The 22,752-nt window shown below is 69.3% G+C and carries 23 protein-coding genes and 1 pseudogene; 16 read left to right on the top strand and 8 right to left on the bottom strand.

Annotated features, from left to right (window positions below; translation table 11 throughout):
• The first annotated feature begins 37 nt into the window (after positions 1-37).
• The 5 genes from JOD52_RS14320 (at position 38) to JOD52_RS17790 (ending at position 3,635) form a co-directional block, all read left to right on the top strand.
• Positions 38-328, top strand: coding sequence for a nucleotidyltransferase family protein (locus JOD52_RS14320; RefSeq protein WP_338124106.1), 291 nt, complete (start codon positions 38-40; stop codon positions 326-328).
• Positions 329-415: 87 nt separating this feature from the next.
• A complete protein-coding gene (locus JOD52_RS17890; RefSeq protein WP_204410698.1) occupies positions 416-541 on the top strand; it encodes a HepT-like ribonuclease domain-containing protein in 126 nt (41 codons plus the stop codon).
• Positions 542-623: 82 nt separating this feature from the next.
• Positions 624-1,013, top strand: coding sequence for a TOBE domain-containing protein (locus JOD52_RS14310; RefSeq protein ID WP_204410696.1), 390 nt, complete (start codon positions 624-626; stop codon positions 1,011-1,013).
• A gap of 1 nt (position 1,014) precedes the next feature.
• On the top strand, positions 1,015-1,926 hold the full coding sequence (gene modA / locus JOD52_RS14305; RefSeq protein ID WP_204410694.1) for a molybdate ABC transporter substrate-binding protein: 912 nt from the start codon (positions 1,015-1,017) through the stop codon (positions 1,924-1,926).
• Entirely contained in the window at positions 1,923-3,635 is a 1,713-nt protein-coding gene (locus JOD52_RS17790) for an ABC transporter permease (RefSeq protein ID WP_338124105.1), read from the top strand. The genes modA and JOD52_RS17790 overlap by 4 nt, the downstream gene beginning before the upstream one ends.
• Here the strand turns inward: JOD52_RS17790 and JOD52_RS14295 are convergent, their stop codons facing one another.
• Positions 3,636-4,046 (bottom strand): hypothetical protein, encoded by a 411-nt coding sequence (locus tag JOD52_RS14295; RefSeq protein WP_204410692.1) that lies wholly within the window; start codon positions 4,044-4,046, stop codon positions 3,636-3,638. It lies immediately after the preceding gene.
• Positions 4,047-4,263: 217 nt separating this feature from the next.
• On the opposite strand from JOD52_RS14295, the gene JOD52_RS14290 reads away from it, so the two are divergent.
• Genes JOD52_RS14290 through JOD52_RS14270 form a run of 5 tightly spaced genes read left to right on the top strand, consistent with a single transcriptional unit; the run spans position 4,264 to position 9,561 of the window.
• Positions 4,264-4,764, top strand: a complete 501-nt coding sequence (locus JOD52_RS14290) for a DUF456 domain-containing protein (protein WP_204410691.1) — start codon at positions 4,264-4,266, stop codon at positions 4,762-4,764.
• Positions 4,761-6,719: an ABC transporter ATP-binding protein gene (locus JOD52_RS14285; protein WP_204410689.1), complete on the top strand. Its 1,959-nt coding sequence runs from the start codon at positions 4,761-4,763 to the stop codon at positions 6,717-6,719. The genes JOD52_RS14290 and JOD52_RS14285 overlap by 4 nt, the downstream gene beginning before the upstream one ends.
• Entirely contained in the window at positions 6,716-8,608 is a 1,893-nt protein-coding gene (locus JOD52_RS14280) for an ABC transporter ATP-binding protein (protein ID WP_204410687.1), read from the top strand. The genes JOD52_RS14285 and JOD52_RS14280 overlap by 4 nt, the downstream gene beginning before the upstream one ends.
• Positions 8,605-9,033, top strand: coding sequence for a hypothetical protein (locus JOD52_RS14275; protein WP_204410686.1), 429 nt, complete (start codon positions 8,605-8,607; stop codon positions 9,031-9,033). The genes JOD52_RS14280 and JOD52_RS14275 overlap by 4 nt, the downstream gene beginning before the upstream one ends.
• A 6-nt stretch (positions 9,034-9,039) precedes the next feature.
• Positions 9,040-9,561 (top strand): class I SAM-dependent methyltransferase, encoded by a 522-nt coding sequence (locus JOD52_RS14270; RefSeq protein WP_420887415.1) that lies wholly within the window; start codon positions 9,040-9,042, stop codon positions 9,559-9,561.
• 110 nt (positions 9,562-9,671) lie between these two features.
• On the opposite strand, the gene JOD52_RS14265 is transcribed toward JOD52_RS14270, so the two are convergent.
• Together JOD52_RS14265 and istA (JOD52_RS14260) are read right to left on the bottom strand one after the other, a co-directional pair.
• A complete protein-coding gene (locus JOD52_RS14265; protein ID WP_338124028.1) occupies positions 9,672-10,418 on the bottom strand; it encodes an ATP-binding protein in 747 nt (248 codons plus the stop codon).
• Positions 10,415-11,977: an IS21 family transposase gene (istA, locus tag JOD52_RS14260; protein WP_204408388.1), complete on the bottom strand. Its 1,563-nt coding sequence runs from the start codon at positions 11,975-11,977 to the stop codon at positions 10,415-10,417. The genes JOD52_RS14265 and istA (JOD52_RS14260) overlap by 4 nt, the downstream gene beginning before the upstream one ends.
• A 155-nt stretch (positions 11,978-12,132) precedes the next feature.
• On the opposite strand from istA (JOD52_RS14260), the pseudogene JOD52_RS17210 reads away from it, so the two are divergent.
• Together JOD52_RS17210 and JOD52_RS17205 are read left to right on the top strand one after the other, a co-directional pair.
• A pseudogene (locus JOD52_RS17210) lies at positions 12,133-12,339 on the top strand (methyltransferase domain-containing protein); the annotation flags it as partial.
• A gap of 27 nt (positions 12,340-12,366) precedes the next feature.
• Positions 12,367-12,732 (top strand): hypothetical protein, encoded by a 366-nt coding sequence (locus JOD52_RS17205; protein WP_239551915.1) that lies wholly within the window; start codon positions 12,367-12,369, stop codon positions 12,730-12,732.
• A gap of 78 nt (positions 12,733-12,810) precedes the next feature.
• Here JOD52_RS17205 and JOD52_RS14250 read toward each other — a convergent pair whose 3' ends face one another.
• Positions 12,811-13,695 carry an NUDIX hydrolase gene (locus tag JOD52_RS14250; RefSeq protein WP_239551914.1) on the bottom strand — a complete coding sequence of 295 codons (885 nt, stop codon included), beginning with the start codon at positions 13,693-13,695 and terminating at the stop codon, positions 12,811-12,813.
• A gap of 334 nt (positions 13,696-14,029) precedes the next feature.
• Entirely contained in the window at positions 14,030-14,707 is a 678-nt protein-coding gene (locus JOD52_RS14245) for a DUF6318 family protein (RefSeq protein ID WP_204410684.1), read from the bottom strand.
• A gap of 318 nt (positions 14,708-15,025) precedes the next feature.
• On the opposite strand from JOD52_RS14245, the gene JOD52_RS14240 reads away from it, so the two are divergent.
• The 3 genes from JOD52_RS14240 (at position 15,026) to JOD52_RS17785 (ending at position 19,613) form a co-directional block, all read left to right on the top strand.
• Positions 15,026-16,762: an ABC transporter transmembrane domain-containing protein gene (locus JOD52_RS14240; RefSeq protein ID WP_204410682.1), complete on the top strand. Its 1,737-nt coding sequence runs from the start codon at positions 15,026-15,028 to the stop codon at positions 16,760-16,762.
• The gene (locus JOD52_RS14235) at positions 16,762-18,927 is read left to right on the top strand and encodes an ABC transporter ATP-binding protein (protein ID WP_239551913.1); all 2,166 of its coding nucleotides are present in this window, start codon (positions 16,762-16,764) and stop codon (positions 18,925-18,927) included. Before JOD52_RS14240 ends, JOD52_RS14235 begins: the two co-directional genes overlap by 1 nt.
• Before the next feature lie 305 nt (positions 18,928-19,232).
• Complete coding sequence (locus JOD52_RS17785) at positions 19,233-19,613, top strand: transporter substrate-binding domain-containing protein (RefSeq protein WP_338124104.1); 381 nt, start codon at positions 19,233-19,235, stop codon at positions 19,611-19,613.
• Here the strand turns inward: JOD52_RS17785 and JOD52_RS17585 are convergent.
• Genes JOD52_RS17585 through istA (JOD52_RS14220) form a run of 3 tightly spaced genes read right to left on the bottom strand, consistent with a single transcriptional unit; the run spans position 19,588 to position 22,029 of the window.
• On the bottom strand, positions 19,588-19,719 hold the full coding sequence (locus JOD52_RS17585) for a hypothetical protein (protein ID WP_275579108.1): 132 nt from the start codon (positions 19,717-19,719) through the stop codon (positions 19,588-19,590). The two genes, JOD52_RS17785 and JOD52_RS17585, sit on opposite strands and share 26 nt — an antisense overlap.
• A gap of 4 nt (positions 19,720-19,723) precedes the next feature.
• The gene (locus JOD52_RS14225) at positions 19,724-20,470 is read right to left on the bottom strand and encodes an ATP-binding protein (protein WP_338124028.1); all 747 of its coding nucleotides are present in this window, start codon (positions 20,468-20,470) and stop codon (positions 19,724-19,726) included.
• A complete protein-coding gene (gene istA / locus JOD52_RS14220; RefSeq protein ID WP_204408388.1) occupies positions 20,467-22,029 on the bottom strand; it encodes an IS21 family transposase in 1,563 nt (520 codons plus the stop codon). Before istA (JOD52_RS14220) ends, JOD52_RS14225 begins: the two co-directional genes overlap by 4 nt.
• 173 nt (positions 22,030-22,202) lie before the next feature.
• Here istA (JOD52_RS14220) and JOD52_RS14215 point away from each other — a divergent pair, with 173 nt between their 5' ends.
• Positions 22,203-22,709, top strand: a complete 507-nt coding sequence (locus tag JOD52_RS14215; protein ID WP_338124103.1) for a type 2 periplasmic-binding domain-containing protein — start codon at positions 22,203-22,205, stop codon at positions 22,707-22,709.
• The last annotated feature ends 43 nt before the right edge of the window (positions 22,710-22,752 follow it).

Here is a 22,752-nt window from a genome sequence, read left to right as displayed (position 1 = left end):
TGGCATGTCTGCTGAACCTCTGATGGATCAGCCGACCGTGACGCTCCAGGATGTGCATGAGTTCGCGCCTCGGATCCGCTCCGTTGTGAAGAAGCACAAGGGGACCGGTCGGGTGCTGGTCTTCGGGTCGGTGGCACGAGGTACATCCACGTCCGAATCCGATGTCGACCTGCTCGTGGAGTTCTCGCCGGAAGCGTCCTACTTCGATCTGATCGCGGCCCAGGATGAGCTCGCAGCCGCGCTCGGCACCCGAGTCGATGTCGTATCCCTCCGTGCGCAAGGACGAGCTGCGGACCACGCGCGAGCGCAGGCGATCGACCTGCCATGAGAGGTGACAGCCCGAGCGCTGCGGAACTGCTGTCGGCGATGGAGCGGATCTCCACGCAGGTCCAGCACATCCGTGGTCAGGGAAGGGATGCGTAATCGACTAGCGCACGGGTACACGGACATCGATTCCTTGCTCCTGTGGAACACGGTCGATGAGGCACTTCCCGCATTCCTTGCCGAGCTGGTCACGAGGATCGCCCCGGTCGATCGATAGTCCTCGCGTCGCCCCTACTGCTTGTAGATGTGTATGCGCCTGACCTACACTGATCCGCATATGCGGAAGAAGTGAGGTGAACATGGCGCAGATCAAGGTTTCTGATGCAGCCCGGTTCCTCGGCGTCAGCGACGACACCGTGCGCCGATGGATCGACCAGGGCCTGCTCACCCGCTCCGAGGGCACCCCCGCCACCGTCGACGGCCTGCAGCTGGCCCGTCTTGCTCGTGACAACGCCGTGCTTCCCGCCGACCCGGCCGATGTGGGCCGCAGTGCCCGCAACCGCTTCGTCGGCATCGTCACCAGTGTCATCAGCGACACCGTCATGTCGCAGGTGGAGCTGCAGTGCGGGCCCCACCGTGTGGTGTCCCTGATCAGCACCGAGGCCGTCCGCGACCTGGGACTCGAGCCCGGTGTGGTCGCCACCGCCATCGTCAAGGCCACCAATGTGGTCATCGAGAAAGAGGCATGAGATGCCGCGCCACGACAACCTCACCCCTCGCTCGATCCCCACGCGCCGCACCCTGCTCCGATCTGCTGCCGCCGGTGTGCCACTGGCCCTGCTCACTGCCTGCGCCTCCAGCCCGACCACGGAGACGGGGACCCGCAGCGGCGGCTCGGACGGGGGCGGCGCCTACCTGGGAGGATCCGACGGCGGTGGTGACGTCGATCCCGGTCAGGGCTCGGACGTCACCGAGGAGAACGCCAAGCTCGCCGTCTACGCTGCCGCCTCCCTGGCCGAGATCCTGGATGAGCTGGTGGACAAGTTCATGGAAGCCCACCCCACCGCACTCGTGGCCACCATGCCGGCCGGTTCGGCCGACCTCGTCGCTCAGCTCGATGCCGGTGCCATGGCCGACGTGCTCATCACCGCCGACCAGATGACCATGGCCCGTGCCCAGGACCAGGGGAACATCGCCGGGGAGCCCGTCGTCTTCGCCACCAACGTCCCCGTCCTCATCACCGCACCGAACAACCCCCACGGCATCACCTCTCTCGCCGATGTCGCATCGCCAGCCGGTGTTGATCTCGCCCTGGTCACCTGCGCACCGCAGGTGCCCTGCGGAGCAGCGGCCGCCGCTGTCGCTGACCACGAAGGCCTCACCCTCAGCCCGGTGAGCGAGGAGAATGCGGTGACCGACGTACTGGGCAAGGTCCTCAACGGTCAGGCCGACGCGGGCATCGTCTACCTCACCGATGCCCTTACCGCGGGGGACGAAGTGCACATGATCGAGCTGCCTGGTGCCGAGGAGGCTCGTACCGAGTACCCGGCCGCCGTCGCCGCCGAGGCCACCTCTCCCACTCTGGCCCGCCGCTTCATCGACTTCCTGGCCGCGCCCGAGGCGCAGAAGGTATTGGCCGATGCCGGGTTCGGAGCACCGTGAGGGGAGCAACCCTGCTTCCCCGCTGGCTGCGTGTCGCCGCCGTGGTGGGCGTGGCCCTCCTCGCGCTGCCCATACTCGGACTGCTCACCGCCGTCGACAGGGCCGCTCTCGTCCCCACCCTCACCTCACCCTCGGCCCTGATCGCCCTGCGCCTCAGCCTGGTGACCGCGCTCGCCGCCACCGCCCTGTCGCTGCTGGTGGGTCTGCCCGTGGCACTGCTCATGGCGCGCAGCGATCCCGGGTCGGTGCTGCTGCGGATCGTGCGCACCCTGGTGCTGCTGCCGCTGGTGCTGCCGCCGGTGGTCGGCGGCATCGCCCTGCTGTCCACCTACGGGCGACGCGGACTCGTAGCGCCCCTGGCCGACGTGCTCGGCATCGACATCGCCTTCACCACCGTCGCCGTGGTGCTCGCGCAGACCTTCGTGGCCGCACCCTTCCTGATCCTCACCGTGGAGGGCGCACTGAGCTCCCGCGGCACCGCCTACGAGGCCACCGCCCTCACCCTCGGTGCAGGCCCCACCCGCACCCTGGCCACCGTCACCCTGCCACTGCTCGCCCAGGGCCTCGGTGCTGGGCTGGTGCTCACCTTCGCCCGCGCCCTCGGTGAGTTCGGAGCCACCATCACCTTCGCCGGCTCCCTGCAGGGCACCACCCGCACCCTGCCACTGGAGATCTACCTGGCCCGCGAGATCGACCAGGACTCCGCCGTGGCCATGAGCCTGCTGCTGATGGTGGTGGCCGCCGTGGTGGTCGCCTTCGCCTACCGCTCCCCGGGGGCCGACGGGTTCCGCCGCTCCCTCGGGGCCCGCCCCCGGCCCGCGGGCGGTGCCCCCGCCGAGGAAGGGGTCGTTCCCGAGGGAACAGGCACTGGCCCCGGTGTGGCTGCAAGCCACCAGAGCACGGCGATCGCCGCGCCGCACGACGTCGGCGCCGCTCCTGCGCCGGCCACCCCCGCACCGATCGTCACCGCGCCCGCCGCTCCCTCACTCGACGCCCACGTCGACGTCCCCGAGCGCGGGGTCGACGTGACTGTCCATATCCCGGCCGGTCAGACGCTCGCGATCATCGGCGCCAACGGCAGCGGCAAGTCCACCGTGCTGGACACCCTCGCCGGGCTCGTGCCCTCCACCGGCGGCCACCTCCACCTGGGCGGCCGTACCCTTGCCGGTCCCGGCCTCCGCACACCTCTGCCCCCGCACCGCCGCGGCATCACGCGCCTCGGGCAGGTCCCGCTGCTGTTCCCGCACCTCAGCCTGCGGCGCAACGTCGCGTTCGGCCTGCGCGCCTCCGGCACCGATCGGGCCACCGCGCGGAAGCAGGCGGACCAGTGGCTGGACCGGGTGGGACTGGCCCACCTCGCAGAGCGTCGCCCCGACCAGGTCTCCGGCGGTCAGGCCCAGCGCGCGGCCGTCGCCCGGGCCCTCGCTGCGCGCCCCGAGCTGTCCCTGTGGGACGAACCGTTCGCCGCCCTCGACGTCGATGCTGCACCCCGCCTGCGTGAGCTGCTGGCCCGCCACCTGGCTGGCCGCACGGCCGTGGTGGTCACCCACGACCTGGCCGATGTGCGTGCGCTCGCCGACCGCGTCCTCGTGCTGGACCGCGGCCGCGTGATCCAGGACGTCACCACCGAGGAGTTCCTGCGCAGCCCATCGGCAGGATTCGCCCAGCGCCTCACGGCTGAGCAGCGAATCCCTGGGAGCCGCCAGTAGTCAGCGAGCCAGCTCGGCCACGTCCTCCGGCATGCCGTCGGATCCCATCGTCTTCACCCAGGTGCCGTCTGCGTCCTGGCGCACGCTGGCGTTGCCGTGGTCGGTGGACAGGATCCACAGCACGTCCGCGTCCTGCTCCCACAGCACCCCGGGGACGTAGCGCTCCACATGGGGGAGGTCATCGCGCCACAGCTCCATGCCAGAACCGTCGAGGATCACCGGCCGCAGCACGTCGCCGTCCTCCACGACGGTGGCTGAGACCTCGCCGGAGGGTGACTCGCGCGGCACGCCCACCTGCGCCATCCGCTCCTCGGCCGCATCGTCGGTGCATCCCGTCATCAGCAGGGCCGCACTGCCCGCGATCAACCCGACCATGCTGCGCCGCGAGAGCACGCTGTACCTGATCGTCATGCCGGTCCCCGCCTTCCCGCGGCTGTGACTGCTGGTGTCGTGCGTCCATCGTAGGAAGTCCGGTCGTGGGTGCGTTCCCCGCCCGACAACTAGGATGAATGCGGGCCCGTGCCGGAGCACGTCGCGATGCCAGCCGGTCGGGCCGTCGGCCTGTCGTGCCACCCGCCTCACCGTGCGGGCCACCCCACCCCATCCCCTCGGAGGACCCGTGGACACCATGTCCCTGCAGATCATCGTCACCGTGCTGGTGGCCCTCGCCTACGTGGTGGGCCTGTGCGGCATCGTGCTGCCGGTGCTGCCCGGCACCATCACCATCATCATCGCCACCCTGATCTGGTCGATCGTGACCGGCAGCTGGACCTCCTGGGTGGCGTTCGCGATCATCGCCGTGCTGGGCATCGCCGGTATGACCACCAGCTACGTGCTCACCGGCAGGCGCCTGCAGCGGCACGAGGTGCCCACCTGGCCGATCCTCGTGGGCATCGCCAGCGGCATCGTGGGCATCTTCGTGATCCCCTTCCTGGGCCTGCCCATCGGCTTCCTGGCCGGCCTGTACGTCTCCGAGGCAGTGCGGTTGAAGGACTGGAAGCGGGGCCTGAGCTCCGCCTGGGTGGCGATCAAGGCCCTCGGCATCGGCATCGCCATCGAGTTCACGCTCGCGATGCTGTCCACCATCACCTTCGCGATCGCGGTGGTCCTCCACTTCATGAACGCATGACCGACAGACCCCGCACCACCCCCGCCCAGCCAGACACCACCCAGCCCGACCCCGTCCAGGCTCCCGCTCGCTCTGGCACCACCCCCGCCCGCCCCGCACCCCTGGACCGGCAGCACCCCGCCGTCCTGATCCCCGGACTGAAGCGCCTGATCAAGGGATCCTGGGAGCAGAAGGGCTGGTTCACCCTCGCCGTGGCCGGCGCGATCGGCTTCGCCCTGCTGCAGATCGCGACCTCCGCGATCATCGGCCGCGTCACGGAGGACGTGGTGGTGCCCTCCTTCGAGGCCGGTCGAGCCAGCCCGGCCCTGCTGGCAGGCGGCGGCCTCGCGATCCTGGGCATCGGCGTGGCCCGTGCCGTCTCGGTGGTGGTGCGCCGCGTGTTCGCCGCCGCCACCCAGTACGACCTGTTCCGCCTGTACCGCGAGCGCATCGCCGCCGTGTACGCGAAGGTCCCGCTGCTGTGGCACCGCCGCCAGTCCACCGGCACCCTGCTGAGCTCCGTGCACTCCGACGTGGAGGCCACCTTCTTCGCGATGGCCGCGTTCCCGTTCGCGCTGTCCACCGTGGTGATGCTGGTGTACGCGATCGCGGTGGTGTGGCGCATCGACCCAGTGATCCTGCTGGTGATGCTGGCGCTGATCGTGGCGCTGATCATCCTCAACGTGCTGCTGCAGCGCTACGCCGCCCCCATCGCCGTGCAGTCCCAGCGGCTGCGCGCCGAGGTCGCCGAGATCGCCCACGAGTCCTTCGACGGCGCCAACGTGGTGAAGTCCCTGGGCCGTGAGGACATCGAGGAGCAGCGCTTCACCCGCGCCGCCGAGGAGCTGCGCCGCAACGGCATCCGCTTCGGCTACGTGCGCGGCTGGTTCGACCCGCTGATCGACGCCCTGCCCAACCTGGGCATCCTGGCGGTCGCCGTGCTGGGCGCCTGGCGGATCGGCGAGGGCCACCTGAGCACCGGCCAACTGGTGGAGGTCGCCTACCTGTTCACCCTGATGTCCCTGCCGATCCGCTCCTTCGGCTGGGTGCTGGGGGACCTGTCCCGCACCGTCGTCGGCGGCGGGCGCGTCCAGCAGATCCTCGACGTCACCCAGGAGCGCACCTACGGCCCCAACCAGCTGCCCGCCGGGCCCGGCCGCCTCAGCTTCGAGGACGTCTCCTTCACCTACCGCGACGATCCCGAGACCCGGATCCTGGGCCGCACCGCCAGCGCCGCCGACCAGCACGTGCGCATCAGCGAGGCCGTCAGGGGCGTGTCCCTGACCGCCGATCCCGCAGCCGGCACGCGCGTGCTCGCCGTCGTCGGCGCCACAGGCTCCGGCAAGTCCACCGTGGCACTGCTGGCCGCCCGGCTACTGGACCCCACCGACGGCCGGGTGGCCCTGGACGGCGCCGACCTGCGCTCCCTTACCGCCGACGCCCTCACCAGCGACGTCGCCCTGGTGCTGCAGCAGGCATTCGTGTTCGACGCCTCCGTGCGCGAGAACATCACCCTCGGCGAGGACATCGACGAGGACACCATCCGATGGGCGCTGCGCGTGGCCCAGGCCGACGGCTTCGTCGACGCCCTGCCCGGCGGCCTGGACGCGCAGCTCGGGGAGCGCGGCGGCTCCCTCTCCGGCGGGCAGCGACAGCGGATCGCCCTGGCCAGGGCCCTGGCCCGCCGGCCCCGCCTGCTGATCCTCGACGACGCCACCAGCGCCTGCGACCCCAGCGTGGAGCTCGCCATCCTCGACGGGATCAGGCGCGAGATGACCGCCTCCACACTGCTGATGATCGCCTACCGCAAGTCCACCATCTCCCTGGCCGACCACGTGGTGTTCCTGGACCACGGCACCGTTGCCGCCCAGGGCACCCACACCGAGGTGCGCACCCGCAGCGCCGAGTACCGGGCCCTGGTGGACGCCTACGACGAGGCCGCGATCGCCCACGACCTGATGGAGTCGCACGGATGAGCTCCGACGCCGATACCAAGCCCACCCCAGCCTCCTCCCGCCTCGGCTCGGAGACCACCAACGACGAGTCGGCGCTGGCCACCGTGCGCCGCGGCCTCGCCCTGACCCCGGAGGCCCTGGCCGGGGTGTGGATCACCCTGCTGCTGGCGATGGTCGCCACCGCCGGGCGCGTGGTGATCCCCATCTCCGTGCAGAACATCCTGGACACCGGCATCATCGAACCGGCCACGCCGGACCTGCGCTTCGTCGCCACCGCCGCCGGGATCGCCGCCTGCGCGCTGCTGGTGACGGCCGGCTGCAACATGCTGATGAACCGCCGCCTGTTCCGGATGGCGGAGACGGCCCTGGCGACGCTGCGCACCCGCGCCTTCCGCCACATCCACGACCTGTCCCTGCTCACCCAGGGCACCGAGCAGCGCGGCGCCCTGGTCTCCCGCGTCACCAGCGACGTGGACACCGTCAGCACATTCATGAGCTTCGGCGGGATCATGCTGGTGGTGATGAGCATGCAGCTGGTGCTCGCCACCGGCGTGATGGCCGTGTACTCCTGGCCACTGGCCCTGGTGGTGTGGCTGTGCTACCTGCCGATCTTCTTCCTCCTCAGTGCCCTGCAGAAGCGCATCCGTGCCCGCTACCAGCGGGTGCGCACTGCCGTGGGCAGCATGCTGGGCTCGGTCTCCGAGGCCCTGGTGGGCTCGGCCACCGTGCGCGCCTACGGCATCGAGGAGCGCACCCGCCGCAGCCAGGTGGACCGCGTGCGCGAGGTGCGCAACGCCCAGTTCTCCGTGCTGCGACCCCAGTCGGCATCGTTCTTCCTCTCCGAGATGGGAGACGGGCTCGCCACCGCCGTCGTGGTGGTGGTGGGCGTGCTGCTGGGCACCGGCGCCCTTGGCCTAGACCTGCCGGGGGCCGACCTCACCGCCGGCGGCGTGGTCGCCTTCGTGTTCCTGGTGTCCCTGTTCAGCATGCCGGTGCGGATGGGCATCGAGATGCTCTCGGAGGCCCAGAACGCCGTGGCCGGTTGGAGGCGCGTGCTGGGCGTGCTGGACACCCCGGCCGATGTGGCCGACCCGGCCGGCGCCATGGACCCCCACACCGGCCGCCGCACCGCCCCCGTGCCTGGTGTGCGCGCCCTGCCCGAGGGCGGCCTGGGCATCGAGGTGGACCAGGTGCGCTACGCCTACCCCGATGGGCCCGAGGTGCTGCACGGCATCGACGTGGACGTCCCCGCCGGCAGCCACATCGCCATCGTCGGCGAGACCGGCAGCGGCAAGACCACCCTGGCCAAGCTGCTCACCCGCATGATGGACCCCGCCTCCGGTGAGATCCGCATCGGCGGGGTGCCGCTGCCGCTGATCCCGTACTCCTCGCTGCGTGACCGCGTGGTCATGGTCCCGCAGGACGGCTTCCTGTTCGACACCTCCGTGGCCGGCAACCTCGCCTACGGCCGCCCTGACGCCACCCGCGAGGACATGCTGCAGGCCATGGACGAACTCGGGCTCGGCCCCTGGTGCGAGGGCCTTCCCGAAGGACTGGACACCCCCGTGGGGCAGCGCGGCGAGTCACTCAGCGCGGGGGAGCGGCAGCTGGTGGCCCTGGCCCGCGCCTACCTCGCCGATCCCGACGTGATCGTGCTGGACGAGGCCACCAGCGCCGTGGACCCCGCGGCCGACGTGCGCCTCCAGCAGGCCATCGACGGCCTGGCCCGCGGCCGCACCACCCTCACCATCGCCCACCGCCTCTCCACCGCCGAGCGCGCCCACCAGATCCTGGTGCTGGATGACGGGCACCTGGCCGAGCACGGCACCCACGCCGAACTGGTGAACCTGCCAGGAGGCATCTACGCCGGACTGCACCACTCCTGGGTGGCGCACAGGGAAGACCGATGACCATGCAGAATCCTGAGCGCCGCCGCAGCCGGGGCACGCCGGTGCCGGCAGTGGCCGTGCTGTACAGCGCTGGACTGACCGCGCTGTTCTCCGTCCTCGGGATCGGGATGGTCGTGGCGATGGCACGGATTGACTACTACATGCCGCACACGGGAGCCGGCCCCGACCCGAGGCCGCAGTGGGACCTGTCCCCGCTGCCGTGGGCGATCGCGCCGACGGTGGCGCTGCTGCTCTCCCTGGTGGCGCTGGTGATCGGAGTGCGCGCCAAGGGTCGTGAACGCTCCGGGCAGGGTGAGGCCCCGCACGCATCGCCAGCGGTGCTCACCCCCCGCCGCACCGTGCTGGACCGGGCCATCACCCTGTGCACCTTGGCCATGGTGATCAACCTCGGGACAGCCGCCGTGTACTTCCTGCTCCCCGGGTGAGAGTCGATGGACCCCCTGCATCCGCCGGTCCCGCCGGTCTCCGCGCGCAACGAACCACGTTTCCGAAGTGCGGAGCGCAAGAGCTCGCTGGCAGAGGCGTTCGCCGACCAGGGGGAGGACTACGACCGGCTGCGCCCCGGGTACCCGGGCCCGGTGATCGACGCGATCCTCTCCGCCGCTCACGCTCACGCTCACGCTCCCGCTCCCGGTCCCGCTCTCGCCACCGACCGGGCTGCGGGCACACCTGACCCCGCGTCCACCACTCCCGCCCCTTCGTCCACCACTCCCGACTCCGCGTCCACTGCCCTGGACCACGTCACCTCTGCCGGCCCCCTCCGCGTGGTCGATCTCGGCGCCGGCACCGGCAAGCTCTCCTGGGCGCTCGTGGACGGCGGCTGTGCCGTCACCGCTGTGGACACCAGCGAGGCCATGCTCGAGACCGCTCGACGCCGCGGGCCGTCGGCGACCTCGGCCGCGCCGGCCTGCAGCGATGCGGCCGTCCCGTCAGCCGCGCAGCTCACCACCTGAGTATTCGTAGTCGTGGGAGCCACCGAATCTTGCTCTTGGGGACCGCCGATCGTGCCGACGGGGGCCAGTAGCCGCCGCGGTGGGGACCACTGGCTCCCGCCGGCATCGGGTCACTGGGGCAGTGCGGTGTGTTCTCGCATGTTCCTGTCGCCGGTGTCGATCCAGATTGTGTTGTGCACGATGCGGTCCATGATCGCATCGGCGTGGACTGCTCCACCGAGCCGGGCGTGCCAGTCCTTCTTCGGGTACTGGGTGCAGAACACGGTCGAGCCGGTGTCATAGCGGCGCTCGAGCAGTTCCAGCAGCATCGAACGCATTCCCTCGTCAGGATGGTCCAGCAGCCACTCGTCGATCACCAGCAGCGAGAACGTGGAGTACTTCCGCAGGAACTTCGTCTGGCCCTGCGGCTTGTCCTTTGCCAGGGCCCAGGCCTCTTCGAGGTCGGGCATTCGGATGTAGTGGGCTCGGAGCCGGTGCTGGCAGGCCTGCTTCGCCAGCGCGCAGCCGAGGTAGGACTTCCCTGAGCCGGTGAAGCCCTGGAAGACCACGTTCTGTTGCCGCTGGATGAAGGAGCAGGTTGCCAGTTGCGCGATCACGTTCCGGTTCAGTCCCCGTTCCTCGACCAGATCCAGCCGCCGCAGGTCCGCTCCGGGATAACGCAGCCCCGCCCGGCGGATCAGACCCTCGACCTTTCCATGATTGAAGATGGAATGCGCCTCGTCCACGATCAGCTGGAGCCGTTCCTGGAACGACATCCCCAGCACGTGAGCCTCATCCTGGGCATCGATCGCGTCCAGCAGCGCGGTCGCGCCCATCTCGCGCAGCTTCCGCTTCGTGTCGTTATCGATCACGCTCACCGGACACCTCCGGCGTAGTAGTCGGCGCCACGGACGTATCCGCCGTCTTCCGCGGGTTCCTCGCGGGGTGGACGCAGGGCGGCGACCTTGTCCTGCCCGGTGGCCAAGATCGGGTGCAGATGCGCATAGCGCGGTGAACGGACCCGTCCCGTCAGCGCGAGTGCGCAGGCCGCCTCGACCCGATCTACGGAGAAGCGGCGAGAGAGCCGTAGCACCGCCAACGCGGGATCCAGGCCCTGTTCCACGATCGGCACGGACTCGAAGATCCGCTGGATCACGATCACCGTGGCCGGCCCGACCCGATCTGCCCACGCCCGCACCCTCTGCGCGTCCCAGGCCTGGAAACGCTCGCCCGCAGGTAGGTCCGCGTCGTTGGTGCGGTACTCATTGCTCGCGGTCTCCGGGAGCAGCAGGTGACTGGTCAGTCGCTGGCTGCCCTGATAGATCTCCAGCGTCCGGGCCGTGATGCGCAGATCGACCTTCGCGCCGATGTGCGCGAACGGCGCGGAGTAGAAGTTCCGCGCGAACGTGACGTGCCCGTTCCTGCCCACTCGTCGTCCGTAGTGCCATGTCGAGATCTCGTAGGGCACCGCCGGCAGCGGCGTCAGCAGCGGCCGCTCCTCCGCGTCGAACACGCTGGCGCGGGATCCGGGCCGCTTCTGGAACGGCTCCGCGTTATAGGCCTCCATCCGCTGCCCGATGGCGGCTGCAAGTTCGGGCAGGGACGTGAATCGCTGATCCCGCAGCCCGGCGATGACCCAGGTCGCGACGTGCGCGACGGTGTTCTCCACGCTCGCCTTGTCTTTCGGTTTCCGCACCCTCCCCGGGAGCACCGCCGCCGAGTAATGCGCTGCCATCTCGCGATACGCATCGTTCAGGACGATCTCGCCCTCGCGGGGGTGCTTCACCACACCGGTCTTGAGGTTGTCCGGAACGATCCTCGGGACCGTCCCGCCCAGCGCCTCGAACATCGCTACGTGCGCTCGCAGCCAGGACTCCTGGCGCATATCCAGCGCCGGGAAGCAGAACGCGTAACGAGAAAAAGGCAGGCAGGCAACGAACAAGAACACCTTCGAGACCTCGCCGGTGACCGGATCGGCCAGCTCCATCGTGGGGCCGGACCAGTCGACCTCCACGCTCTGGCCGGCCTTGTGACCGACTCTCGAAGCGGCACCGGTGACCATGACGTGGTGCTGGTAGGTGCGGCAAAACCGGTCATACCCCATCGCCGGATCCCCAGCCGCCGTGGTCGCGTCGAAGTACTCGCCGTGCAACAGCTTCAGCGTCACGCCGACCCTGGCCATCTCTCGATGGACCTGTTCCCAGTCCGGCTGTGCGAACACGCTCTCGTGCTCGCCCCGGCCCGGGAACAACCGGGCATACACCTGCTCATCGGCGACGTCCGCGATATCGCCCCACCCGATCCCTGCAGCGTCAGCGGCCTCGAACACCGCCCTCACGGACTTGCGGGACATGCCCTGCGAGGACGAAATCGCTCGCCCCGACAGACCTTCTGCGCGCAGCTGGAGCACCAGCTTCGCCCTGATCTTCCGTACCATTCCAGATTGCTCCTTCCGCCGCGTGCCCTATACACACGGCGGAAGGAGCGTAGACAGAGCGGCCCCAACGACACCACTGGTGGTCCCGAACGACGCCACCGCTACGGCAGCGACGTGGCACCCGAACCCTCGATCAGCGGACCCCAGCGAGGCGAATATTCACCACCCAGGCTGGCCCGTCAGCCGCGCAGCTCACCACCCAGGCCGGCCCGTCGGCCGCGCAGCTCACCACTCATGTCGCACGCGCAGAATCGACCGGCCTGCCCGCCGCCGGCGCGGGCCTCGTCACCGTGGCGCAGGCCTGGCACTGGTTCAATGCCCCGGCCGCAACCGCCGAGGTGGCGAGGCTGCTCGCGCCCGGGGGTGTGCTCGCGCTGGTGTGGAACACGATGGATGTGACCATCCCATGGGTGCACCGACTCTCCCGGATCATGCACGCAGGCGACGTGCAGCGCGAGGACTTCCAGCCCACCGTCGGCCCTGAGCTCGAGCTGGTGGACCGGGTGGTGCATCGCTGGGAGGACCCCCTTCTCACGTACGACTTGATCGACCTGGCCTGCACCCGCAGCTACGTCATCACCGCCACCGAGGAGCGCTGCCAGAGGGTGCTCGCGAACCTCGACTGGTACCTCCATGAGCACCTGGGGCACGCCCCGGGCAGTGTGGTCGGCCTCCCGTACCGCACCGACCTGTTCGTGTATCGGCTCGCTGAGGGACGTTCCTCCAGTCCCACGCCCGAATACTTGTCGGAATGAGTGCGCCATTCCGACAAACTTTCGTGCCTCGGCCGGGCGGGGGTCGTCGGGGGACTCCCGTCGGGCGCAGTCCGGCGGTCAGGGCTTCCACCCACGCGCGATGAGCTCGTCGCGCACGATACGAACGGCGTTCGCACACGACGCCCGGGTGTCCTCGTCGTACAGCCGGATCTCGAGGAACCCGGCTGAACTGGTGCGACGCGCGCGCCGGATGCCGCGCTTCACCTGCTCCTCATCGTTGTGGGTCTTCCCCTCGTACTCGGCGCACACCCGGTGCTCGGGCCATTGGAAGTCAGGGCGATGGAGCACGCGCCCGTCCGGACCATGGAGCGGCTGGTTGATGAGCGGCTCCGGCAGACCGGCCTCCCTGAACGCGAGCCGCAGCATCGTCTCGCGAGGCGAGTCGGCACCGACCCGTACGTCGCCCAGTGCGGTGCGCAGCTTCCCGGCGTACCGGCCGGTGCACGCGGCACTGAGTTCAGCGACGGTGCACAACGGCTCAGTGCGGCCCTTGTCGAAGGTCGGGGTGGGACGACGCACGAGGTGATCCCCGACCGAGACCAGTTGGAGGTGCGTGAGGAGCGGTGCGAGGTCTCGCCATGTGCGGGCCCTGCTCGACATCCGCAACCTCGAGTGAGGGATCGCGGCTTCGTCGGGCGCGGGCAGGTGGCTGTAGGAGACCCGGCGGACCTCGCCGGGGGCGAAGGAGAAGTTGTGCCAGCGCACTACCCGATCATCCTTCCGTGTTCCGCGGTCGGCGGCGATGTGCACGGGCGTCCGGGTGGCCCAGGTGCTGTTCTGCGAGGGCAGGGGCAGTCCTTGCATCCGTGCGGCGGAGAGACCGACCACGACCGCAGCAGGGTCGGCCCGGCACAAGGCAGCGACGATGTCCAGCTCGGTGAGCTCGCTCCCGCTGACGGCATACAGGCCCGGCCGCACCGTGTAGATGTCCTTGCGGCGCAATCGCTGCGAGGAGACACCAGCGCTCAGTGCCTCGGAGCGGGTGAAGGCGCGCCACGGCAACGAAGGAGGAAGAGGTGCAGGTGGGCGTGCCATGTCCCCAGAGTGCCAATCGCCCGGTTGCCAGCATGGGGTCATCCACAAGCGGCAGGTCATCCACGAGCGGCGCATTGGGGAGGAACCTGGGTGAACTCGGGTGCCTCAGGTCGGTACTGGCGCGGCCCCATCGCTGCAACCGGGAGAACCCGCCCCTGTTACTCGCAGGTATGGAGCGTGAGGTGTCGGAACTGGAGCCCCATTCCGACAAGGATTCGTGCCTCGACGGCGGAGGTGAGGGTCAGGCGCCACCGTCGGACGGAGCGCCGCCGCCCTCGCCCTGACCGGCCGCGGGCAGATAGGTCATGTCGCCGATCAGCCAGCGCCGGCCGTCCCACAGCATCTGTGCCTGGATCTGCCCGGTCACCGCACCCAGGGGGATGGCCTGTCGGGTGGGGTCGTCCACCAGGATGCTCTCGGCCTGGGTGAAGTGGGCGGTGGCCACGCCGCTCGCGGGTGCGCCTCCCGTCGCGGGGTCGCCGGCGGCCTGGAAGGAGGTGGAGTCCACCACGAACGCGCCGTCCACCAGATAGCCGCCCTGATCGTTCAGCACCCGTGCGTTGTCCAGGAAGGTCATGCACACCGAGCAGTTGGGGTCGACCGACGCCTCCCACACCGAGGTATCGCCGCTGGTCATCATGTACGTGTAGGACTCGAGAAGGAACGCCAGGGTCGCCTCGGCGCCCTCGGGGGTCTGCTCCGCCATCACCGCCGGGGCCTCGGGCTTCGCGATCTCGGGGCGCGGTGGCTGATCGGCGGGGTCCATCGTGGGCCGGTTGTCAGCGGGGCCGGTGGGTGCCTGCGTGGCCGACGGCTCGTCGTCGCCTCCGAGCATGCCGCTGAGCCCGAGCGCCCCGATGGGGACGACGAGCAGGATGGCGAGCACGATGATGACGATGCGCTGGGCGGGGCGATCCACCCGTCCACGGTAGCCGACACCCCCGCACGCGCCGCGGGGTGTGTGCTGCACGCCCGGATGTCTGGGCCGACGCGGCCCGGTGCACGCTGATCGAGTGCCCGCGTGAGGTGGCCGACCAGGCCTGTCCCGTGTCAGAGGGGTCGACTATGCTTCACGGGGCGCACGGATCGCCCCCGTCGTGCTCGTCGGATGCCCCGTTGCGCTGGTCGGACTCCCGCTCGCCTCGAACGCCCCCGGTGCTCTTGGCCGCCGCGCGCCTTCGCCATCAGCGCCCGCGCGAACCCGCAGATCGCGCCCGCGCTCCCCGGAAGGAGAACCGTGCCCCTGCTCCGCCTCGTACTGAGGGCGCTCAAGCCGTACCTGCCGTGGGTGCTGCTGGTGGTGCTGTTCCAGACCATCGGCGTGATGGCCGCGCTGTACCTGCCCACCATCAACGCCGACATCATCGACGACGGCGTGGCCAAGGCCGACATCCCGGTGATCTGGCGCCTGGGCTGGATCATGACCGCGGTGTCCTTCGGCAACATCGTGGCGCTGGTGCTGGCGAACTACTTCAGCGCCCGCTCGGCGATGAGCGTGGGCCGTGACCTGCGCACCCGCGTGTTCGGCCAGGTGCAGAGCTTCTCCCCGCGCGAGATAAGCGAGTTCGGCACCCCTTCGCTGATCACCCGCTCCACCAACGACGTGCAGCAGGTGCAGCTGCTGATCTTCTTCTCCCTGAACTTCCTGGTGCAGGCGCCGGTCACGGGTATCGGCGGGGTGATCCTGGCGCTCAGCGTGGAGCCCGGGATGGCCTGGCTGATCGCGGTGATGGTGCCGGTGATGCTGGTGAGCGTCGGCTTCCTGATCCTCAAGGCCGCCCCGATGTTCCGGCAGATGCAGGAGAAGATCGACCGCATCAACGGGGTGCTGCGCGAGCAGATCACCGGCATCCGTGTGCTGCGCGCCTTCGTGCGCGAGGAGCGGGAGAGGGAGCGCTACGAGGAGGTCAACTTCGAGCTGACCGACCTGAACCGCCGCATCGGCCTGCTGATGATCCTGATCAACCCGATCATCATGTTCATCATCAACGTCTCCAGCGTGCTGGTGCTGGCCGTGGCCGCGCCCCGCATCGACGCCGGTCAGATGGAGATCGGCTCGATCACCGCGTTCATCGCCTACCTGATCCAGATCCTGATCGCGGTGATGATGGCGACCTTCATGACGATGATGATCCCGCGCGCGATGGTCTCCGCCGAGCGCATCACCGCGGTGCTCAGCACCGACACCAGCGTGGTGCAGCGCACCAACGGTGTGCGCGACGTGGAGGGGCCGGTGGAGCTCACCTTCGAGGACGTCTCCTTCACCTACCCCGGTGCCGAGAAGTCGGTGCTGGAGGACATCTCCTTCACCGCCCGCGCCGGACAGACGGTCGCGATCATCGGCGGCACCGGCGCCGGCAAGACCTCCCTGCTGAACCTGGTGCCGCGCCTGGTGGACGTCACCGAGGGGCGGGTGCTGCTGAACGGCCACGACGTGCGCGACCTGGATGCCCAGGTGCTGTGGGACCGCGTGGGCCTGGTGCCGCAGCGGCCGTACCTGTTCTCCGGGACCGTGGGCTCGAACCTGCGCTTCGGCAACCCTGATGCGACCGACGAGGAGCTGTGGCAGGCCCTCACCATCGCCCAGGGCCGCGACTTCGTGGCCGCGATGCCGCTGCAGCTGGACTCCCCGATCGCCCAGGGCGGCACCAATGTCTCCGGCGGTCAGCGGCAGCGGCTGTGCATCGCCCGGGCGCTGGTGGCCAAGCCCTCCCTGTTCCTGTTCGACGACTCCTTCAGCGCCCTGGACCTCACCACCGACGCGAAGCTGCGCCGGGCCCTCGCGCCGCACACCCGCGACGCGCTGGTGCTGGTGGTCGCCCAGCGCGTCACCACCATCACCGGGGCCGATCTGATCCTGGTGCTGGACCACGGCCGGATCGTGGGGCGCGGCACCCACGCGGAGCTGCTGGAGAGCTCGGAGACGTACCGCGAGATCGTGCGCTCCCAGGGCGTCGAGGAGGAGGCGGCCTGATGACTGCTCCCGACGAGAAGCGCGACGGCACGACACCCGAGACCAGTGGGGCGAGCACCGCGGGCCCGTCGGCCGACGGCACCACACCCGAGGGCGCGAGCCCGGACGAGGCGACCCGCGTCCCCGCGCCCATCAAGCCCGTCGTGGCCGGTGACGAGGCCGCCGAGGCCGAGGAGATCGCCGCCGAGAAGGCCGCCGAGCGCGGGCTGCGCCCCGGTCAGAGCGCGAAGAACTTCTGGCCCTCCACCAAGCGCCTGATCCGCGAGATCGGCCCGGAGCGCAAGTACCTGTTCGCCGCGATCCTGATCGGGTTCGTGTCCGTCGCGCTGTCCGTGGTTGGCCCCAGGATCCTGGGTCGCGCCACCGACCTCATCTTCACCGGCCTGATCTCCCGCGAGCTGCCGCCGGGAGCCTCGAAGCAGGAGATCATCGACGGGCTGCGCGCTGCCGGCGAGGAGCAGTTCGCCGACATGCTCTCCGGCATGGAGCTCACCCCTGGCCAGGGCATCGACTTCACGTCCCTGTACCAGGTCCTGGGCTTGGCGGTGGGCCTGTTCGTGATCTCCGCGCTGCTGATGTGGCTGCAGGGCCTGGCCCTGAACCGCATCCTGTTCCGCATGGTGTACCGCCTGCGCCGGGACGTGGAGGAGAAGCTGCACCGCCTGCCGCTGGCCTACTTCGACCGGATGAAGCGCGGGGAGATCCTCTCGCGGGTCACCAACGACATCGACAACATCCAGAACACCCTGATGAACACCGTCACGGGCCTGGTCAACTCGATCCTCACCGTGATCGGCGTGCTGGTCATGATGTTCACGATCTCGTGGCAGCTGTCGCTGATCGCCCTGGCCGTGATCCCGGTGGCGCTGCTGATCACCGGGGTGGTGGGCAAGAAGGCGCAGCAGCTGTTCGCCCAGCAGTGGGATGCCACCGGTGTGGTCAACGCCGAGGTGGAGGAGGCCTTCACCGGGCACGACCTGGTGACCGTGTTCGGTCGCCGCGACCAGGTGGCCGAGCGCTTCGAGAAGGAGAACGAGTCGCTGTTCAAGGCGACTTTCGGCGCCCAGTTCGTCTCCTCGCTGATCATGCCGCTGATGATGTTCGTGGGGAACCTCAGCTACGTGGCGGTCGCCATCGTGGGCGGCCTGCGGATCGTCTCCGGGCAGATCACGCTCGGTGACGTGCAGGCGTTCATCCAGTACTCCCGCCAGTTCACCCAGCCGCTGTCCCAGGTGGCCTCGATGGCCACCATGCTGCAGTCCGGGGTGGCCAGCGCCGAGCGTGTGTTCGAGCTGATGGACGCCGAGGAGCAGGAACTGGAGCAGGAGAAGCCCGGGGCCGCTGCCGCGATCCGCGAGGGCCGCGTGGAGTTCGAGCACGTGCGCTTTTCCTACAGCCCCGACCGGGAGCTGATCCGCGACCTGTCCCTGGTGGCCGACCCCGGCCACACCGTCGCGATCGTGGGCCCCACGGGCGCCGGCAAGACCACCCTGGTGAACCTGGTGATGCGGTTCTACGAGGTGGACGGCGGCCGCATCACGATCGACGGCATCGACATCCGCGACCTCACCCGCGACCAGCTCCGCTCCCGCACCGGCATGGTGCTGCAGGACACCTGGCTGTTCAAGGGCACCCTGATGGAGAACATCCGCTACGGGCGCCTGGACGCCACCGACGAGGAGGTCATCGAGGCCGCCCGCGCCACCCACGTGGACGACTTCGTGCGCCAGCTGCCCGAGGGCTACGAGACGGTGGTGGACGACGACGGCACCTCGCTGTCGGCCGGTGAGAAGCAGCTGCTGACCATCGCCCGCGCGTTCCTGGCCAAGCCCAGCCTGCTGATCCTGGACGAGGCCACCTCCAGCGTGGACACCCGCACCGAGGTGCTGGTGCAGAACGCGATGAACCGCCTGCGCGAGGGCCGCACCTCCTTCGTGATCGCCCACCGCCTGTCCACCATCCGCGACGCCGACCTGATCCTGGTGATGGAGGCCGGTGACATCGTGGAGCAGGGCAACCACGAGCAGCTGCTGGAGGCCGGCGGCGCCTACGCGAGGCTGTACCGCTCCCAGTTCGAGGGCGCCGCCACGGACCTGGACGCCGAGGACGCTACCGCCGATGAGGAGCCTGCCACCACCACAGGTGGCATGTCGACGGGCTTCTGAGCCGACGGGCGGATCGCCGCTCGCGTCCCTGGAGCGCCCGCATCGCGTGCCTGGCCTGCCCGCATCGCGCCCCGCGCGCCCTGGCGCGCCCGCATCGCGCCCCGCGCGTCCCTGGCCTGCCCGCGGCGGTCCGCGCGTCCCTGGCCTGCCCGCGGCGGTCCGCGCGTCCCTGGCCTGCCCGCGGCGGTCCGCGCGTCCCTGGCCTGCCCGCGGCGGTCCGCGCTCGCGTCGAAGTGGCATGTTAGGCCTCTCTCATTCCGCGGAGAGTTCACAGAAGTATGCGCAGGCGTGCACAAGCTTGCTGCGTGAACACCCCCAGACGGACCCTGCTGCGAGCCCTGCCGGCCGCAGTCCTCGTCGGCACCGCGGCGTCGGTGACCGCTGGCTGCACCCGGGCGAGTGAGCGCCTCGATTCCGAGTCGAACACCGTGCCCGAGGTGGACCTCCGCGGGATCGAGCGCCAGGACGACCTGGCTGCGATGGTTCCCGCCCCGATCCGCGAGCGCGGAGAGCTCATCAACGGTGCCGCCCTGAACTACGCCCCCGGCGAGTTCGTCGGCTCCGATGGGGAGGCTGTCGGGTACGACATGGACGTGCTCGCCGCCATCGGCCAGGTGCTGGGCCTGTCCACCCGCACCGAATCAGCGGTGTTCGCGCAGATCATCCCCTCGATCGGCTCCAAGTGAGTATTCGTAGTCGTGGGAGCCACCGAATCTTGCTCTTGGGGACCGCCGATCGTGCCGACGGGGGCCAGTAGCCGCCGCGGTGGGGACCACTGGCTCCCGCCGGCATCGGGTCACTGGGGCAGTGCGGTGTGTTCTCGCATGTTCCTGTCGCCGGTGTCGATCCAGATTGTGTTGTGCACGATGCGGTCCATGATCGCATCGGCGTGGACTGCTCCACCGAGCCGGGCGTGCCAGTCCTTCTTCGGGTACTGGGTGCAGAACACGGTCGAGCCGGTGTCATAGCGGCGCTCGAGCAGTTCCAGCAGCATCGAACGCATTCCCTCGTCAGGATGGTCCAGCAGCCACTCGTCGATCACCAGCAGCGAGAACGTGGAGTACTTCCGCAGGAACTTCGTCTGGCCCTGCGGCTTGTCCTTTGCCAGGGCCCAGGCCTCTTCGAGGTCGGGCATTCGGATGTAGTGGGCTCGGAGCCGGTGCTGGCAGGCCTGCTTCGCCAGCGCGCAGCCGAGGTAGGACTTCCCTGAGCCGGTGAAGCCCTGGAAGACCACGTTCTGTTGCCGCTGGATGAAGGAGCAGGTTGCCAGTTGCGCGATCACGTTCCGGTTCAGTCCCCGTTCCTCGACCAGATCCAGCCGCCGCAGGTCCGCTCCGGGATAACGCAGCCCCGCCCGGCGGATCAGACCCTCGACCTTTCCATGATTGAAGATGGAATGCGCCTCGTCCACGATCAGCTGGAGCCGTTCCTGGAACGACATCCCCAGCACGTGAGCCTCATCCTGGGCATCGATCGCGTCCAGCAGCGCGGTCGCGCCCATCTCGCGCAGCTTCCGCTTCGTGTCGTTATCGATCACGCTCACCGGACACCTCCGGCGTAGTAGTCGGCGCCACGGACGTATCCGCCGTCTTCCGCGGGTTCCTCGCGGGGTGGACGCAGGGCGGCGACCTTGTCCTGCCCGGTGGCCAAGATCGGGTGCAGATGCGCATAGCGCGGTGAACGGACCCGTCCCGTCAGCGCGAGTGCGCAGGCCGCCTCGACCCGATCTACGGAGAAGCGGCGAGAGAGCCGTAGCACCGCCAACGCGGGATCCAGGCCCTGTTCCACGATCGGCACGGACTCGAAGATCCGCTGGATCACGATCACCGTGGCCGGCCCGACCCGATCTGCCCACGCCCGCACCCTCTGCGCGTCCCAGGCCTGGAAACGCTCGCCCGCAGGTAGGTCCGCGTCGTTGGTGCGGTACTCATTGCTCGCGGTCTCCGGGAGCAGCAGGTGACTGGTCAGTCGCTGGCTGCCCTGATAGATCTCCAGCGTCCGGGCCGTGATGCGCAGATCGACCTTCGCGCCGATGTGCGCGAACGGCGCGGAGTAGAAGTTCCGCGCGAACGTGACGTGCCCGTTCCTGCCCACTCGTCGTCCGTAGTGCCATGTCGAGATCTCGTAGGGCACCGCCGGCAGCGGCGTCAGCAGCGGCCGCTCCTCCGCGTCGAACACGCTGGCGCGGGATCCGGGCCGCTTCTGGAACGGCTCCGCGTTATAGGCCTCCATCCGCTGCCCGATGGCGGCTGCAAGTTCGGGCAGGGACGTGAATCGCTGATCCCGCAGCCCGGCGATGACCCAGGTCGCGACGTGCGCGACGGTGTTCTCCACGCTCGCCTTGTCTTTCGGTTTCCGCACCCTCCCCGGGAGCACCGCCGCCGAGTAATGCGCTGCCATCTCGCGATACGCATCGTTCAGGACGATCTCGCCCTCGCGGGGGTGCTTCACCACACCGGTCTTGAGGTTGTCCGGAACGATCCTCGGGACCGTCCCGCCCAGCGCCTCGAACATCGCTACGTGCGCTCGCAGCCAGGACTCCTGGCGCATATCCAGCGCCGGGAAGCAGAACGCGTAACGAGAAAAAGGCAGGCAGGCAACGAACAAGAACACCTTCGAGACCTCGCCGGTGACCGGATCGGCCAGCTCCATCGTGGGGCCGGACCAGTCGACCTCCACGCTCTGGCCGGCCTTGTGACCGACTCTCGAAGCGGCACCGGTGACCATGACGTGGTGCTGGTAGGTGCGGCAAAACCGGTCATACCCCATCGCCGGATCCCCAGCCGCCGTGGTCGCGTCGAAGTACTCGCCGTGCAACAGCTTCAGCGTCACGCCGACCCTGGCCATCTCTCGATGGACCTGTTCCCAGTCCGGCTGTGCGAACACGCTCTCGTGCTCGCCCCGGCCCGGGAACAACCGGGCATACACCTGCTCATCGGCGACGTCCGCGATATCGCCCCACCCGATCCCTGCAGCGTCAGCGGCCTCGAACACCGCCCTCACGGACTTGCGGGACATGCCCTGCGAGGACGAAATCGCTCGCCCCGACAGACCTTCTGCGCGCAGCTGGAGCACCAGCTTCGCCCTGATCTTCCGTACCATTCCAGATTGCTCCTTCCGCCGCGTGCCCTATACACACGGCGGAAGGAGCGTAGACAGAGCGGCCCCAACGACACCACTGGTGGTCCCGAACGACGCCACCGCTACGGCAGCGACGTGGCACCCGAACCCTCGATCAGCGGACCCCAGCGAGGCGAATATTCACCAAGTACGACGTGGGGATCTCCAGCTTCACCATCAACGCCGAACGGCTCGAGAACGTCAGCATGGTCTCCTACTTCCAGGCCGGCATCGCCTATGCCGTGCGCACCGGGAACCCCTACGACATCGACCCGGCCGACCTGTGCGGCAAGCGCGTCGCCCTCCAGGTGGGCACCTACCAGGAGGAGCTGTCCCTGGAGCGCTCCGACCAGTGCCGTGACGCCGGCAGGCCCGGATACGACATGCTGGCCTACGTCTCCAACTCGGACGCGGCAACCAATGTCGCCGGCGGCAAGGGGGACATCCTCATGGCCGACTCCCCGGTGACCGCCTACGCAGTGGCGCGCTCCCGCGGCACTCTCGAGCAGATCGGCGACATCGAGGAGTCCGCGCTCAACGGTATCGTCGTGCCCAAGGGCCAGCCCGAGTTCGCCGAGGCCCTGCGGGGGCCGTCCAGTACCTCATCGACTCCGGCCACCTGCGCGAGATCTTCGCGGCCTGGGGCAACGAGAACGGCATGATCGAACGAGCAGAAGTGGACCCCCAACCGTGAGCAGCACCCCC

Origin of the sequence: Brachybacterium muris, assembly GCF_016907455.1 — a bacterium.
In the GTDB taxonomy this organism is placed as follows: Bacteria; Actinomycetota; Actinomycetes; order Actinomycetales; family Dermabacteraceae; genus Brachybacterium; species Brachybacterium muris.
This window is presented reverse-complemented; position numbering and strand designations above follow the sequence as displayed.

Coding starts and splice junctions, on each gene's coding strand:
- istA (WP_204408388.1), bottom strand. CDS start 11,977: ATGGTACGGAAGATCAGGGCGAAGCTGGTGCTCCAGCTGCGCGCAGAA.
- JOD52_RS17585 (WP_275579108.1), bottom strand. CDS start 19,719: ATGCCGGCGGGAGCCAGTGGTCCCCACCGCGGCGGCTACTGGCCCCCG.
- JOD52_RS14290 (WP_204410691.1), top strand. CDS start 4,264: ATGTCCCTGCAGATCATCGTCACCGTGCTGGTGGCCCTCGCCTACGTG.
- istA (WP_204408388.1), bottom strand. CDS start 22,029: ATGGTACGGAAGATCAGGGCGAAGCTGGTGCTCCAGCTGCGCGCAGAA.
- JOD52_RS14280 (WP_204410687.1), top strand. CDS start 6,716: ATGAGCTCCGACGCCGATACCAAGCCCACCCCAGCCTCCTCCCGCCTC.
- JOD52_RS14275 (WP_204410686.1), top strand. CDS start 8,605: ATGACCATGCAGAATCCTGAGCGCCGCCGCAGCCGGGGCACGCCGGTG.
- JOD52_RS14310 (WP_204410696.1), top strand. CDS start 624: ATGGCGCAGATCAAGGTTTCTGATGCAGCCCGGTTCCTCGGCGTCAGC.
- JOD52_RS17890 (WP_204410698.1), top strand. CDS start 416: ATGCGTAATCGACTAGCGCACGGGTACACGGACATCGATTCCTTGCTC.
- modA (WP_204410694.1), top strand. CDS start 1,015: ATGCCGCGCCACGACAACCTCACCCCTCGCTCGATCCCCACGCGCCGC.
- JOD52_RS14270 (WP_420887415.1), top strand. CDS start 9,040: ATGGACCCCCTGCATCCGCCGGTCCCGCCGGTCTCCGCGCGCAACGAA.
- JOD52_RS14285 (WP_204410689.1), top strand. CDS start 4,761: ATGACCGACAGACCCCGCACCACCCCCGCCCAGCCAGACACCACCCAG.
- JOD52_RS14235 (WP_239551913.1), top strand. CDS start 16,762: ATGACTGCTCCCGACGAGAAGCGCGACGGCACGACACCCGAGACCAGT.
- JOD52_RS14295 (WP_204410692.1), bottom strand. CDS start 4,046: ATGACGATCAGGTACAGCGTGCTCTCGCGGCGCAGCATGGTCGGGTTG.
- JOD52_RS17205 (WP_239551915.1), top strand. CDS start 12,367: ATGGATGTGACCATCCCATGGGTGCACCGACTCTCCCGGATCATGCAC.